9 protein-coding genes are annotated in these 14,850 nt (G+C 45.2%); 5 read left to right on the top strand and 4 right to left on the bottom strand.

Annotated features, from left to right (window positions below; translation table 11 throughout):
* The first annotated feature begins 30 nt into the window (after positions 1 to 30).
* Together NUX24_RS13405 and NUX24_RS13400 are read left to right on the top strand one after the other, a co-directional pair.
* Positions 31 to 1,089 carry an FUSC family protein gene (locus tag NUX24_RS13405; protein ID WP_047346451.1) on the top strand — a complete coding sequence of 353 codons (1,059 nt, stop codon included), beginning with the start codon at positions 31 to 33 and terminating at the stop codon, positions 1,087 to 1,089.
* Positions 1,090 to 1,247: 158 nt separating this feature from the next.
* Positions 1,248 to 1,583 carry a DUF496 family protein gene (locus NUX24_RS13400; protein WP_008499467.1) on the top strand — a complete coding sequence of 112 codons (336 nt, stop codon included), beginning with the start codon at positions 1,248 to 1,250 and terminating at the stop codon, positions 1,581 to 1,583.
* Positions 1,584 to 1,630: 47 nt separating this feature from the next.
* Here NUX24_RS13400 and NUX24_RS13395 read toward each other — a convergent pair whose 3' ends face one another.
* On the bottom strand, positions 1,631 to 1,966 hold the full coding sequence (locus tag NUX24_RS13395; protein WP_257832117.1) for a gamma-glutamylcyclotransferase family protein: 336 nt from the start codon (positions 1,964 to 1,966) through the stop codon (positions 1,631 to 1,633).
* 676 nt (positions 1,967 to 2,642) lie between these two features.
* Between NUX24_RS13395 and NUX24_RS13390 the strand changes: the two genes are divergently transcribed.
* From NUX24_RS13390 to NUX24_RS13385, 3 genes are read left to right on the top strand one after another with little or no spacing between them, the layout of a single operon-like run.
* A complete protein-coding gene (locus tag NUX24_RS13390; RefSeq protein WP_257832115.1) occupies positions 2,643 to 3,422 on the top strand; it encodes an ABC-three component system protein in 780 nt (259 codons plus the stop codon).
* Positions 3,406 to 3,630: an ABC-three component system middle component 7 gene (locus NUX24_RS21845; protein WP_110195076.1), complete on the top strand. Its 225-nt coding sequence runs from the start codon at positions 3,406 to 3,408 to the stop codon at positions 3,628 to 3,630. Before NUX24_RS13390 ends, NUX24_RS21845 begins: the two co-directional genes overlap by 17 nt.
* Complete coding sequence (locus tag NUX24_RS13385) at positions 3,620 to 5,239, top strand: DUF2326 domain-containing protein (RefSeq protein ID WP_135770574.1); 1,620 nt, start codon at positions 3,620 to 3,622, stop codon at positions 5,237 to 5,239. The genes NUX24_RS21845 and NUX24_RS13385 overlap by 11 nt, the downstream gene beginning before the upstream one ends.
* Before the next feature lie 151 nt (positions 5,240 to 5,390).
* Here NUX24_RS13385 and NUX24_RS13380 read toward each other — a convergent pair whose 3' ends face one another.
* Genes NUX24_RS13380 through NUX24_RS13370 form a run of 3 tightly spaced genes read right to left on the bottom strand, consistent with a single transcriptional unit; the run spans position 5,391 to position 14,832 of the window.
* Positions 5,391 to 10,931: a DEAD/DEAH box helicase gene (locus NUX24_RS13380; protein WP_257832111.1), complete on the bottom strand. Its 5,541-nt coding sequence runs from the start codon at positions 10,929 to 10,931 to the stop codon at positions 5,391 to 5,393.
* Between the two features lie 14 nt (positions 10,932 to 10,945).
* Positions 10,946 to 12,010 carry a hypothetical protein gene (locus NUX24_RS13375; protein WP_257832109.1) on the bottom strand — a complete coding sequence of 355 codons (1,065 nt, stop codon included), beginning with the start codon at positions 12,008 to 12,010 and terminating at the stop codon, positions 10,946 to 10,948.
* On the bottom strand, positions 12,007 to 14,832 hold the full coding sequence (locus tag NUX24_RS13370; protein ID WP_257832107.1) for a hypothetical protein: 2,826 nt from the start codon (positions 14,830 to 14,832) through the stop codon (positions 12,007 to 12,009). Before NUX24_RS13370 ends, NUX24_RS13375 begins: the two co-directional genes overlap by 4 nt.
* Between the last annotated feature and the right edge of the window lie 18 nt (positions 14,833 to 14,850).

Raw genomic sequence — 14,850 nt, 5'->3', positions numbered from 1 at the left:
TGTGATTTGCCGTGTAGCTGGAGAGCGGGTGTGCGTCCCGACAAATCATTAACCCCTTTTGAAATTCGGTTGTACAAACATTACCGCGTGGTGCACGGGTGTCGCATCGCGCTGGCGTTCGTATTGACGTTTGTACTGGTCCGTTTGCTTGATGTTCCGGAAGGGACGTGGCCGCTGATCACCCTGGTGGTGGTGATGGGGCCCATCTCGTTTTGGGGGAACGTTGTTCCGCGCGCCTTTGAGCGAATTGGCGGGACGGTTTTAGGCTCGGCCCTTGGGCTTATTGCCCTCAAGCTGGAACTCATCTCATTTCCGGTGATGCTGGCATGGTGCGGTGCCGCCATGTTCCTGTGCGGCTGGCTGGCGTTGGGTAAGCGTCCTTATCAGGCGCTGCTGATTGGTATCACGCTTGCGGTGGTGGTTGGCGCACCCGCCGGGGATATGACCACCGCGCTGTGGCGAAGCGGGGATGTCATCCTGGGGTCACTGCTGGCCATGCTTTTTACCGGTATCTGGCCGCAGCGCGCTTTTCTGCACTGGCGTATTCAGATGGCGAACTACGTCACCGCCTTTAACCGCGTCTATCAGGCCGGTTTTTCCCCTAATCTGGTCGAGCGCCCGCGGCTGGAAAAGCATCTGCAAACCATCCTCAACGACGTGGTCAAAATGCGCGGCCTGATCACGCCCGCCAGCAAAGAGACCCATATTCAGAAAGCGATTTTCGAAGCCATCCAGACGGTAAGCCGCAATCTGGTCTGCATGCTTGAACTGCAAATCAACGCCCACTGGGCCTCGCGTCCCAGCCATCTGTTGATGCTTAATGCGCAGACTCTCAAAGAGACCCAGCAGATGACGCAGCAAACGCTGTTGACCATTGCCCATGCGCTCTATGAAGGGAACCCGCAGCCGATACTGGCCAACAGCGAACGACTGAATGAGATCGTCGCGGAGCTGAAGCAGTTAATCAATGAACGCCAGAGCGATAACGTGGCGGAAACGCCTATTCATGGCTACGTCTGGCTGAGCATGGAACTGGCGCGGCAGCTTGAGCTGTTATCGCACCTTATTTGCCGGGCGCTGCGCAAATAAAAGGCGTATGTGACGCCTGCTGCTTCGATTCAGCAGCAATTGGGGTTATGATAGCTTTAAACGATATACTCATTGTCATTCGCAGCCGCTGTCAGTAAGGTTATTGTTACAACGGTTGCCTTAACGAATCCGAATCTCACATTATCAGGGGTGTAAAAATGGAAACTACCAAGCCTTCGTTCCAGGATGTTCTGGAATTCGTCCGCCTGTTCCGCCGCAAAAACAAGCTGCAGCGTGAAATCCAGGACGTTGAGAAGAAGATCCGTGACAACCAGAAACGTGTTCTGCTGCTCGACAACCTGAGCGACTACATCAAGCCAGGCATGAGCGTTGAAGCTATTCAGGGCATCATCGCCAGCATGAAGAGCGACTACGAAGACCGCGTTGATGACTACATCATCAAAAATGCTGAGCTGTCCAAAGAGCGCCGTGACATCTCTAAAAAGCTGAAAGTGATGGGCGAAATCAAAAACGGCGAAGCAAAAAGCGAGTAATCGCAGCGAATGGTGAAAAAGGCTCTCTGGTGACAGAGAGCCTTTTTTTATGATTCAGAACGCGGCTGTAGCTGATAAATCCAGGCCTTAACCTGCTTGCCTTCAAGGGTGGTCACCGTGACCTCAACCCGATCGTAGCCGTCTTCAAACTCATCCAGCATCTGCCAGTGTGCGGCAAGGTTATCCGAGATAAACAGATAGCCTTCGACGCGGGGGCCGTCAGGGTGGAGCACAATTCCCGGGAAGTCCGCCGCAGCGCCCCAGCCGCGTTCGTAAAACGTGCCGGATACGGAACCGGCCAGCCATTCGCCGCCGATGTTTTCAAGAATATGCGCATTACAGTGGCCCGGGCGCAGCGTGCCGTAGACAAACAGAGCGTTCATTTTCCCTCATCCGCAAAGCAAAAAGCCTGCTTTAAAAGCAGGCTTTTTAAATTTGGCTCCTCTGACTGGGATCGCCTTTGCCAGTAACAGGCTAATACATAAGCTAAACTTGAATTCACTTGTTGTCAAGACCACCAGAATGACCACCATTTTTCTCCCCTATACGCCGATAGAATCACTGGGGGATAATTACACTTTAATCATTTATATAAAAATTAGTTAAGGATTCGCGGGTAATCATGAAAAAACATGGCACCCTAACTTGGATCTCATTTGCCAGTGACTGGCGAAAAATTAAGCAAAAAGAGGATTCTTATTTGCTCAAGCCAACCAGAATAATCACCAAACTAATGAGCTAGTAAACCATTAAGGTATAGGCTTGGTTTACACCAGATAGGGTGTAACTAGTTGTATGGAATGCTTAAAAGTGATCATATGCAACTCTCATGGTTGATTGCATCTTTAATCATACATTCTGGTAATTGCACTTAACTACAAAATCTGAGATCGTTTTAACATTTGATGACTTCAAATGAATTCGGTGAGCTATCCTTAGGTTGTACTGACACTAGGCTAAGGGATTGTAAACAGCCGTAGCCGTCAGTTCTGAGGGATCCCTTCTGCTCACCATGCTTTTGAGTCCATTGGCAAAAAAAATCGAGCAGGATTCAGACATATGGCAAATATAAGGATTAAATACCATGCTAATGAACACAGCATTCTATATGCGGAGACTGGAGGCTGTTGCCCGCTCTGTACATCACCTATGATGTTCAAGAAAGCAAGTTCTAGACATCCTAGTATAGGATATGAGATTGCTCATATTTATCCATTAAATCCGAATAAATCGCAGGCAAAGGCTCTTGAGCAATATTCAGTACCTGATGACATCAATTCCCTTGAAAATGTAATTCTCTTATGCCCAAATTGCCATACAAAGTATGACAAAGATTTCAAAATCGAAGAATATCTTAGGCTTTATAATATTAAATATGGCTATCTTAGTGAGACAAAGGCAAAACAAACAGCTTCTCAATATGCTCTGCAAGATGAAGTGTGCGAAATATTAGATCTCATTGTGCTTGGTGATGATAATTTTGCAAATTTTTCTGAGACTAAACTAGATGTCAGTTCGCTTAATGAAAAACTCAAGACCGATATGAGTCCTTTGCAGAAGCGAGAAATTCGTTCAAATGTTATCGACTATTTTGTACCTATTAGGAATCATATCCGACTTCTCGAACAGTTGGATCAAGCCGCCATACGAATACTACAGAATCAAGTAAATACCTATTATCTGATAATGGAAAAGCAAAACCCTAAGAATAAGGATTTAGTTTTTAACTATGTTTCACAATGGATAAGCTTGAAGTCTGGTAAATCCATTATTGCATCCAAGATCCTTACATCTTTTTTTATCCAAAATTGCGAGGTATTCGATGCTAGTTCCAACTAAATTCACGAGTCTTGAAGAGTCGACCATTTTTAAAATGCTAGTCATTTTAAAAAACAAAGTAGACGACGAAAAATTGTCGGATTTATTGACAAGAACTTCGGCGAGCTTTCAAGATGCTTCGGAATTTTTACATGCTTTAGATATCCTATATGTTCTTGGTTTGATTGATGTTGATGTTTCGATGGAAACGATAAAATATGCTAAGTAAAATAATCTGCTCACTTTTCAATCATGGTGGAATATCATTCAATTATGGCTTGAATGTAATTCTTGGCGATGATAATGCTAAAAACTCAATTGGAAAATCCTCTGCTTTGATGGTCATTGATTTTGCTATGGGTGGTATGTCTCTTTTGGATGATAAGGCTGGTATTATCAAGTCTATGGGGCACCATAGTTATATCTTTGAATTTATTTTTGACGATGTTGTATATTATTTTAAACGGTCAACAAGTGAATCCAATGTGGTTCATGTGTGCAATATGCATTATAAAGTAATTGATGAAATTAGCATTGGTGATTATACAGATAAACTCAAAATACTCTATAACTTAGAGCATCTAAAAAGTAGTTTTCGTTCACTTGTTAGTCCTTTCAGTCGAATATGGAATAAAGGTGCTTTAGACCCTGAGCAACCATTTTCTGGCGATGTGAAAGAATCAGCAGGAGTAGCTATTGGACGACTCATCGATCTCTTTGAATATACGGAAGATATCGCTGAAGAGAAGTCTACTTTAGATGAATATAATGAAAGGAAAAAACTCATATCCAAGTCGATGAATGCTCAAATCATTCCCAAGATCAACAAGGCTCAATACAAGACCAATCAGAAAATAATAACTGACAACAATGATGCTATTAAAGCCTTGAAACAGGGGTTTACGGGAGCTCTAAGCGCCTATGAAGCTCTCTTTGACGAAGAACTGCGTAAACTTCATCAGCAAAAAAATGAATTAGGTAGCCAAAAAAATGATGTGCTAATAAAAATAGAACGAATTAATCGAGATATCTCAGGGGTAACACCGAGATTAACTGCTAATATTGCTCTTATTAAGGAGTTTTTCCCTAATGTAGATTCAGAACGTCTTGAGCAGGTTGAGTCTTTTCATCAAAATATCACTAAAATAGTGCAAAAAGAACTTAAAAAAGGTCTTGCATTGTATTCTGAAAACTTATTGCAAATCAATACTAAGATCGTTGCTTTGGAGAATAAAATACGAACTGGTTTGGCAGCAAAAGGAACGCCAGATGATTTGTTCATGCGAGTGTTCGAACTAAAAGAACTTGCAGATAAAGCTGCTGAAGAGAATAGCTTTTATGATAAAAAGGTAGCTATCGGCAGGGACGCGTTACTATCCAAAGAACGTTTGGAAGCGATATACTTTGGTATATTCCTTAATATAGAAAATGCACTAAATATAAAATTAAAAAACTTCAATAAAGTAGTTTACGGGCCGAGCAGAAATGCATCTCAGCTTAGGATAAAAAATGCAAATTCATACAACTTCATCTCGCCCGAGGATACTGGAACTGGAAAGTCTTATGCAGGCTTAGTTGCATTCGATCTTGCTATGCTTTCACTAACTAACCTGCCGTTCATAATCCATGATTCAGTTATCTACAAGAATATTGAGGTTCCTGCCACAGGGAATATAATCCGAATTCTAGCATCTGTTAAACGTAAGCAGATATTCCTTTCATTTGATGAAGCCGCAAAATTCGGTGCCAAAGTTGAACGATTGCTGCGGATTCATACCGTTCTCAAGTTGAGCGATAACGATCTGCTCTATACGAAAGACTGGAGGGATCAGCAATAGTTAATTGATATGTATTAACAATAATTACTGGCTTGAATAGCCAGTAATTAGAATAAATGACTAGTACATCATCAATATTTTCTTTTAATGAACCATTTCGTAAGGGGGCGGCGAGGACTCCGTCGCCGCCAAGTGTAAATTCACTATGGTCTTATCTCAGTTTTCCTCGAAGTTGCAAACTTGCCTCTGGTAAATGTCTACGAATAATAAGGTCATCTGCGCACTCCATTTTTTCTGACCCTTGAGGACTAAGTTTCTGGAGTTTATGATCTGTCGGAATCGCCGGGGCTAGTGGAGAACTGAGTGATATCCAAGTTTCTGCACCCGTAGCCAGGCGTGTAGCAACAATTGGAATTACTATTTCTCCAGCTTCATTGTCATATCGTTGAACTTCACGAGAGAAAGAAAATTCGGTTCCATACTGCCGAATCAGATCACGGGCGAGAAGATCAAGCGATCGTCGAGTACGCTCGGCAGGATAAGGCGGATATCCACCATCAAACGCATGTTCAATAAACTGAATGCCGAGTTTGCGATCTAGGAGCGAGTGGTCCATTCGATTGCGGAAACTTTGCAGGCAGCGATAGCAGGATGTGTCGCAGTTTTCTGGACAACTTGCTAGAAGATTTCGCGTGTGCTCAAACAATTCTCTTGCCCGATTCACAAGTTCGGTCGAAAACCCTGCACCTCCTGCCAATGTGTCATATAGGAAAATTTCAACTTCGTTACCGCTTGCGCCTTTTTCTGTCAAAGCTGGGCGGTATTCGGCTAGAACTTCTCCCGGTTCAATATCTAGTGTTTGACACGCAGCCTTGGCCATAGCTTCGCATAGAGTTCTAAGTACAGAATCAGCTTCTATACTGCCGGGCAAGAGTTGGAACGGCTCTGTTAGCGGGAATGAAAATAATGCAATGTCAGTTTTGAAATCAGTCCCAAGAATTACGTGACGTTTTGCCGCTCCTCCTGGGCAGATGGAGCCTTCTTCACTGCGGAATGGCGTAGCGTGTGGTTGTGAGAGTAGTTCCTCAGGAGCCGCCGATGACTCGATTCGACCACAGGCGAGACAATAATCGTAGCCATCTTTATCGACACCAGTATTTGATACTAAGAGAAATTCTCTCGCTTTGAAAGCACGCACCCGCTCGGATACCTGAATCCAGTTCTTGTCAGGATTAGGCGTTTGCATGACTAACTTGGCACGCGTCGCTCTTGCGGTCTCGTTTGGTGAGTCTGGCTCAGTTTCCGGCGGTGTATCGATTGGGTGCGCAAAGCCGACAGGACGGAACCAGACCCTTGCCGGGCCGAAAGAGTTGGGTGTGTTGCAGGCTGGACAAGTCTCTGTCGTGTTCTCCCTCTCTTTTAAGTAATCGTCAGTCCTTGCATGGGAGCAAGTGCTGCACTCGAAGTAGAGTTTTCGTTTTCCCCAAGCGTCCCGTCGTTCGGCTGGATAAGGAGAATATATAGCTTTGGATGTATACTGTTTGCCGTTTATCCAGAGTTGCTTGTTTGGTGCGTATTGAGATAGAGCCAGTGCAAGCCCCTGAGCGGGAGCATAATCTATAACCGATGTGAACGGGGTTGATCTCTCTTGATTGAAAACGTGAAATGCCACAACATCGGTTGGAAACGCATACCGTGGAACTACTCCCCGGTAAAGGAGACGGTCAAGTAGTTTATCCGTGGCGGGATCAACAATATGTACGTTATCCTCTGACTCGGTCATTATCTCATTCTCGGTTTGATCACCAGAGTCGTCCTTACTTTTTTCTAGGGCGGCGTTGACATCTTGGTTCTCTGATTGAATAAAATCTATGGCTTCGTCAATCGTATCTGTCGCGTCAACCATCATTTCAGCAATCAACCTATGGCGATCATCTGGTGACAACTCAGTGGGTAGCCAGCGATCAGCCGCGTTAGCGAGGTCTTGTGCATTATCTTCTAGCCATTTAGCAAAATCATAACGATTGAGCAAAGGTCCCCGAGTTTTGAAATCACCGACTTTGCCCAAAACGGAAAACAAATTAGGATCGGCACCTGGGATTAATCCAGGAATACGGTCTTCATGATAGCGCTGAAGCAGGTAGGCGCGAAGATGGCGTCGCGTTATTTCCGGATTTTCTAACGTGAGGCGTGGATCAATGACATTACCCCGTATCATTTCCTCTGGATCCGTAAAATAATGGTCGTCATGGCTGTCCGAGCTGCCAAATGCTACAACAGTCGCAACTGCATTAGCACGTCGGCCTGCTCGGCCAGCACGCTGCTGATAATTGGCGCGGGTTGGAGGCATATTACGAAGTGCCACGCCTGAAAGATCACCGATATCAATACCTACTTCCATAGTCGTGGTGCTTGAAAGCACATCAATAGCGGGTTCACCAGGGCGGTCCTTATCTCTCCAGGCGACATCGATATCCTGAAATCTTATTTCGTGTCGCTCAGAGTGAGAGAAGGCTTCATCCGGCTGTGCCGCTCCAAGTTGAGCTGTGTGCTCTGCTGCAATAATGGTCATTAGTTGGGGATCTTCAACATCAAGTGCTGAAGCGATAGGGTCGCGATAAAAACCACGACGTGCCTTGTAAACCTCATCTAAAGCGGGATCAAAGTTGCTCACATCAGAACTTTCACAGTCAATACATCTACTGAGAGTTCCGACTGGGCGATGAACAGATTTGCAACTATTGCATCGCTGCCACTGACCATTTAAATAAAGAGAAAGCTTCGAAGCAACTAAACGATGTCCCCCTCCCATTGTTTGCTCGGTAAAAATGGTCAGAAGAGTTGGAAGCCAATTCTTTTTGAATATTGATTTCGATTGCTTCGATACAAGAACTCGGTTCATGGCAGTAAATACCCCTTGATGGGATCTCACTCGTTCATTCCACCAAGAGTCAGGCATGTCTGAAAACCAGATTCCCGGATCAAGCGTCCAGCATCGCAGCCAAGCTCGACAGACTGTCAATTTAGCCTCCTCGGTTTCGGCGACTCCTGGTAGATCGGGAAGTTTTACAATCTTGGACGAGATTTGTGGAGGCTCGCCAATCGTGGCGATCGCCAAGGCCTCCAGATCAAGTCCCATGTTCGTATGTTTAAACGTATCGGAGATTGCCTGCATAAGACGCTGCGGGCATCGGGACAACGAACTGAGGAGTTGAAAGAGCTGTATACCTGCGGGAGATGGGCCTGGACTTGGTCCTTCTACCTCTGAAAGTGTTTCTGCATCACCAAGTTGGGGCCTTAGTCGAACGCCTAACTTATGGGCAGCCACTAAAACTGATAAGTACGCATGGTTGAGCACAAGAGTTTTGGAGAAGTCCGGATCGCGGCTAAGAATCTTATAACCCAACGGAAGGAGTGCCCGCACAGCATCACGTAAGGAATAGTTCTGAAGTGTGCCAGCCAGACGAGCGGCTACTTGGCGAGAATCAGAGAAGATTAGAACCTTACGCCCACGAAGTGGCGCAAAAGAAGTTTGTTGCTGTGGACCAGGGGGCTGTATTCTTAGCTGTGATCCCAATAAAGCCTGAAACGGTTGATCGCCCTTGGTCTGATGATCTTGAACGCTAGATTGTCCATGACCTGCCATCTGGTTGCAACATGCACAAGGAGCGAATTGCCCTGGACCTGCTCCACGGGTTGTATCTTTCGAGCCATCTGTTACGGGCTTTGCAGGAGCAAGGAAGACGGTTCGATATTTCTCTCCTAGTACATCTGGATTAAGCTGCCCCGATACAAGATCATAGTAAGCGGCTTTGGCTTTATCATCCGATGGCGGTTCTTCAATAAGAAGATCAAGAGGATGAAGAGCCTCTATAAGCCCTGAAGCAGTCTCAATTCTTTCACCTTCTTTGGACCATAAATAGCGTGGCTGCGCAACATCATTTGTATAGGCCCTGGCATATGAAGTGCCACAATGACGGCAAGTATAATATTCCAAAACCGGAGCGCCGCAACTGCATCGCTCGTGTGGTTGCGAGAACAATCTTCCGGCAGGGCTTCGCCTGTCTCTGAGGGCATCGGGGCAATTGGGATCCATGCATATCCATAAGCCAGGAAGTCCACGGAAGAATGAATGTATTCTGCATGGAAGAAGGCTAGCTTCGTTTGGTGTTTTTTTCGCGCGGCTCCCAAACGCGAGTAATACCGTTGTGGCTTTTTCCAAAAGATTCGATGGTATTGTATCGTCAAAGATTATTTCTGGTAGTTTGGAGAGCGATACCGCAGCAGTCATAGTCTCATTTACAAGTCGATTAAATGGCGCGTAATCGTACAGCGCCAGATAAAGTTTAGCGTCCACATCACTTACATCTTTGACTGATACCCCTCGAAACTTTAGAAAGTTCTCAATCGCTGCCAATTGTTGACTATGGTCTGCTGAATAGAACTGTTTAAGATTAACAGCAGCAAGGGTGTTTATATCGACCATTGATCCACGGTCCTCAGGAGAACGTAACTGTAGTTCTCCTACTATTGACACGAATGATTCGGCCGATACTCCGGAAAGCTGTGCGCCGAATACACCAGCATTTTTCTTACCCTCATCACTGAAGCTTGCGGTCGAGCATATGACTTGGAACCTCTCGGCTGGTATACCAAGACGTTCTCTTAGTCTACGTATCAATAATCCGACTTCAGCACCTTGTGCTCCTCTGTAAAGATGAGCTTCATCAAGAACGATAAGAAATTTCTCGTCCGGGCAAGCGTCCAACCATTCTTTTGTTGCGTCAAATATGCCACGCTCAATGGGACGCATCATCATATATTCAAGCATCGAATAGTTTGTAATGAGAAGATCGGGTGGAGATGCATGAACTTCATGGCGTGTAATTAGTTCAGAATCGTGTGGACGGCAGATTGCTCGCTTCGCCCAAGGCACAGGAGCTTTACCCAACCAGTCGGAAACACTTTCTTTGGATGGCCATTTTCCCCGTACCTTTAAGGTATCAAAGAGTTTAGCCGCGCGGTATTCTTCCCCGTCGGAAGGGGAATGTTCATAGCGTCGTTTCGCATCCTCGATCTCCCCGAAAAATTCACCAATAGATGCTAGTCGTTTACTATCTTTATTAGGTGTGCGCAGGCCCGCATATGGGGTACGGCTGGTATAACGCGCGAAGAGGACGGGACGCTTAGCCCATTTTTCGAATAGAGCAACGGTTTGAGGGGAACCGAACATTGTTCGCAATCGACTTAATTGGTCGTTCACGAGGGCGTTCATAGGATAAAGCACTAATGCGCGAACAGCATTATATTTTTTAAAGCGCTCTGGGTTCTCGCAGGCTTCAATTGCGAACTTGCCTAATATCGGTAAGAGGAATGATTCAGTTTTGCCAGAACCTGTTCCCGTCATAATCATAAGGTTTCGATTATTGTTGAGAATCTCTTGTAGGGCCTCCAATTGATGGGTATAGGGGGAAGGGTAAATTACTGGTTTTCCTGATTTTGTGTCAGAAAGAACTCTCAATGCTTCAAGTGCCGCTGGTGGCAAACTATCAATCTCATTATAAGGACTGGCGCTCTTATAGCGGGGAGTCGATTCCAGATATGGAGCCTGATAGATGCCACCGATCTGATTCAATAGTTCACGACGCTGTTTGACTATGGAAGGGTGGCCGATGTGATATGTCGCCTCGATATAATGCGTCAGGCTCTGCCGTAATTCGTCAATTGTTTGTTGTATTGTGGCTGTTTTCATTTAGTGCTCCCATACTAATCCCGAGTTAGCCAGAGGGATTCCTCTAGCCAATGAAGTTCTTCTTCACTATTATGTAAAGGCAGTGAAAATTGCAGCAAGGCGCGATGAGGCTTTAAACGTTCACCGACCAGACTAAGACGCCTAATCGCCCAAGAAGGAAGAGGAGATGTAAAGGACAGCACAGTTATCTCCTTTTCATAAACAACTCTGACCTGTTGCGGAGAGCCAGTAAGTGCATCCATCGCAGCGAGTAATCGCCAGGCTTCATCACAATCTCGAAAGCGCGCATCTCCTGAATGAATATCAACGAAGCGTTGGACTAATCCGTCCCGAATTTCGGCAAGGCACCACAGTCTTGCCCCGTAGCGTTGTGGGCGTCGGGCAAAATAAATTCCAGCATGTTGTTCGTTTAGTGACTGCCATCTGCCTTTATAGTATGAAGTTGTATTGCTAATATCAATTATCTCAAAATTCTCTATTTTTTCCGGGTGTATATCGTTGGGGAGTCTGCTGATCCACGATTTTACAAGTTTGTCGGCTGTAATCGAAACTGGTGCACGTAGCCATGTAATCATAGGTAACTCAATAAGTCCTAGATCGATAAGTGTTTGCCGACATGATTGCGTATTGCTTGGTGTGAGTATTCTTAAACCACTCGGGTAATAAACGAGATTAAAGTCATTTACCTGTGGCGGAGTGACATCATCACCAGCCACTCCCACTATAATGAATGTCCCATCTCTTCGAAGCACAAACGCCGGTGGAGCAGGGCGCAAAATGAGGTTCGTTTCCCCCGCGATTTCGTCCCGCATTTCAAGAAGATCACCCAAGTTGACAAGGTCGTCAATAATATCGTAGATGAGTGTCTTTAAGTTCTCAGGCTCGTCAGTTAATGGACCTAGGGAATTCATTACGAGTGAGCATACTGTCCGAATCGAACAAGGAGCTTCAATGAAAACGGTTCTCCGCAACGCTTGAGCGATTAATGCATTATCAAGTTTTTGCAAGTCAGGAAGTCCTAATGAGCGAGATGAATACTTTAGGCAATCAGCCCGGCTAAGTATTTTAATATTGTTCATAAGACCTCCGTCTTAGAGCTCGTTTTCTGGCAGTGTGCCACTAGACGCGCAAAATACGCTCCGCGGATTAGCGCAGAGTTTTTCCGTAGCATATCGAATGCATTTGGTGATGCGAGGTCCGAGGGTTTCACAGTATGCGGTTGAAATGCCAATTTCAGTGCAAGACGATAGAGGATGTCTGTTTCCGGAATTTTATAAGCATGAGCCAGTCGAAAGAATTCTAGTTCAGCAGTTTCTGCATCATGATCATATTGCCAATCTTGTGCGCTCAATAAGCCTGAAGCGAATCCTTGTGAATAATAAACTCGCCTATAAAGAAATCCAATGTCCCTTTTACCAGTTTGAACCTTGTTTATATCTTCTGCCCAGTCATTACCGCATAGATATCGTTCAAGTTCTTTTTCAAGTGTGAGAATAGCGTTGCGCCGAGCCAAAAAAGCCATTGGTCCTATCAGCCTCCGAGCTCCCTGCCAATACCGCAGAGCATTGATAATGGTTAGCGGCTGTGGTTCTTCTGCGGACACATGAGTCAGAATATTCAGATCTCGAAAATCAGAAATTTGGCGCTGCGAAGCCATAGCGATCACTTCGTAAGTTTGATCATTGATGCTTGCAACAAACAAACCGCCCTTACCACGAAGCTCTAGTCCGGACAGAGCCTGTTCATAGTCCACTTCGTGACCAATTTCAACAGCGTTCAAATCATATCTCTTTACAGAAGGCAGACTTGTTTCCTCTGTATCATCGGTGAGTCGGATAGTACGTTTGTCTAAACGTAGCCACCGTAAAGGTTCTGCTTTCTTGTCGAATCGCACGCTCTCTAGGCCATATTCGTCCAACGATATGAGCAATTCTATACACGCGGAACGATCAACATGTTCAATGTAGTTGTCTGCTGTCAGTTTCTGTACGATAAGTTTAGATATTCTCTCATCGTCAACAGGAGCCTTGTAATTGCCAATCGGCTCTATATGAAAAAGCGTGCCGTCTGCGTTGAAGAAACGGATTTCCAGTTTAACAATACGCCCGGCAGGAGCCATAAACCTCAGGGTGGCTGCGTGGTCAAGAAACTGCTCTAATGTGGCTCCCTGCGGTTCAAGCTTGAGGCTAACCCCTGCTTTTCCGGAGACAGTCTTTTGCCAAGGTGCTGCTAAACGCACCCTAATGAGGATTTCTTCGCTTATTATGTTGCTGCCGGTAGCTACGCCGAGTGCAGATAAAGATACATAATACAAACCTATTGGAAGCTTACCGAGCGAAATAAACGTTTTTCCGTTGGGTTCCGGACGCAGATGTACAGGAGGATGTTTATTAATAATGATCTGTAATTCGTCGGCTTCAACATCCGATGCTAGGTAAAACATGACAACTTCTGTGTCAAGAAACTCCAGCGCGTCATCTACATTGTTCCATCGGGCAGTCATACCTATTGATTCGGCTCGTATGCCTAACTTATATCCAAGCCCAATCGACGATAATGCTGCTATTTTTCTAGCATCTACTTTCGTAGGAATTGAAAATTGCCAAACGTCGGCTCCAGTTGTCTGTGACTGAACAGGAGTAAGCGATAGACTATCGATAACTTCAGTGGGCACTGTATTCGAACAGACAAGTAAATAAGCTTGGTTAGCTTTTACATGCCGTCCCGTGACTTCAACAGCCGTACCATCTGAACGTACCTTTAGTAGCCGTAAAGTCGTTGCAGGGAAAAGCAGCCTTTCCTGCAAAGAGGCTGTAACTTTTTCAAAAGGGCGATCGAATTCGAAAACAGAACGATTATCAGTTGGGTATGCCGAGAGTGGTTCTTCTGTTCCTCCGGTGTAAGAAAATAATGCCCGGCCCGGCATCCATGCATTGCCTCCACCATAATAACGAAAGCGCATATGAGAGTGTTCTAAATCAAGCGGGGATAGTCCGGCCTGACGAAGAGATGTTGCAATGTCGGGAATTACGAGCCTTAGGTTCCACTCTGTTAAACCTCTTTGCCGTGCAATTAGCCGAGGTTTTACTGTACAAGTTTTCGAGATAGTTACATTTTCTTGGATACTTATTGAAGAAGATATAAAGCTTGTACTATACAAATTGACGAAACGAGCCTCACGGAGTACTCGTCTTACTTCCTTTAGGCGAGTACCAAATGAACCAAGCTTATCGAAGTCGTCTATGATGCGGCGCAATGTGCTTTTCTCAATGGGGGAGATAGCATCAACGACATCTTCAAGACGCATCGCCATTACAATTCGTGCTGTTAGAGTTTTTTGTTGTAAGAAACCCTCGAACCGAGATGAACCACCATGATATTCATCGCTTAGTAGTTCACCTATTTCTTCTAATGTAAGCTCACCACTTCTAGTCAGTAAATGGCGAAGATTGTATAGGTGATCGGCAAAAAAACGTTGTAGATATCTTGGCAGAATGGCTTGCGTGATTGGCCAAGAAATAATAGGGAACTGCTGTGCCCATGACCCGGAGGGGGTGACACTATTAAAATCAGTAGTAAATCGTCTATACCATATACGGATTTGATCACGGTCTCCAAACTTAGGCCAGGAGGGAAAGGCTATAGCAAAGGAATCCCAATATTCGGTTCCGTCATATGTGTAACCTATCTCAGCAGCGGCAGCGATCCATACCAGCCAAAAAGTGCGAGTAGCACGTTTTGTTGTATTCAAGTTGGCATTGAGAAGCGATTGAGCAGTAGAAATCTCTGCTTCGCTCAGACCATGCTCGATCGCATAAACGGGATAATTTTCGGTAGTCCGCAGATCACGTAGTCGAGAATAATGCTGGTATAGCCTCTCTTGAAGTTCTGCTAGATTCACTTCTCCTCCTCCCAACTC

It is taken from the genome of Enterobacter sp. HG048, from assembly GCF_024702055.1.
GTDB lineage: Bacteria > Pseudomonadota > Gammaproteobacteria > Enterobacterales > Enterobacteriaceae > Enterobacter > Enterobacter dykesii.
Note: the sequence above shows the minus strand (reverse complement) of the source record. Positions and strands in the feature narration are given on the sequence as shown.

What these genes read in the sequence shown, in the direction of transcription:
- NUX24_RS13400 (WP_008499467.1), top strand. Translation starts at nt 1,248, where the DNA reads ATGGAAACTACCAAGCCTTCGTTCCAGGATGTTCTGGAATTCGTCCGC.
- NUX24_RS13395 (WP_257832117.1), bottom strand. Translation starts at nt 1,966, where the DNA reads ATGAACGCTCTGTTTGTCTACGGCACGCTGCGCCCGGGCCACTGTAAT.
- NUX24_RS13390 (WP_257832115.1), top strand. Translation starts at nt 2,643, where the DNA reads ATGGCAAATATAAGGATTAAATACCATGCTAATGAACACAGCATTCTA.
- NUX24_RS21845 (WP_110195076.1), top strand. Translation starts at nt 3,406, where the DNA reads ATGCTAGTTCCAACTAAATTCACGAGTCTTGAAGAGTCGACCATTTTT.
- NUX24_RS13385 (WP_135770574.1), top strand. Translation starts at nt 3,620, where the DNA reads ATGCTAAGTAAAATAATCTGCTCACTTTTCAATCATGGTGGAATATCA.
- NUX24_RS13380 (WP_257832111.1), bottom strand. Translation starts at nt 10,931, where the DNA reads ATGAAAACAGCCACAATACAACAAACAATTGACGAATTACGGCAGAGC.
- NUX24_RS13375 (WP_257832109.1), bottom strand. Translation starts at nt 12,010, where the DNA reads ATGAACAATATTAAAATACTTAGCCGGGCTGATTGCCTAAAGTATTCA.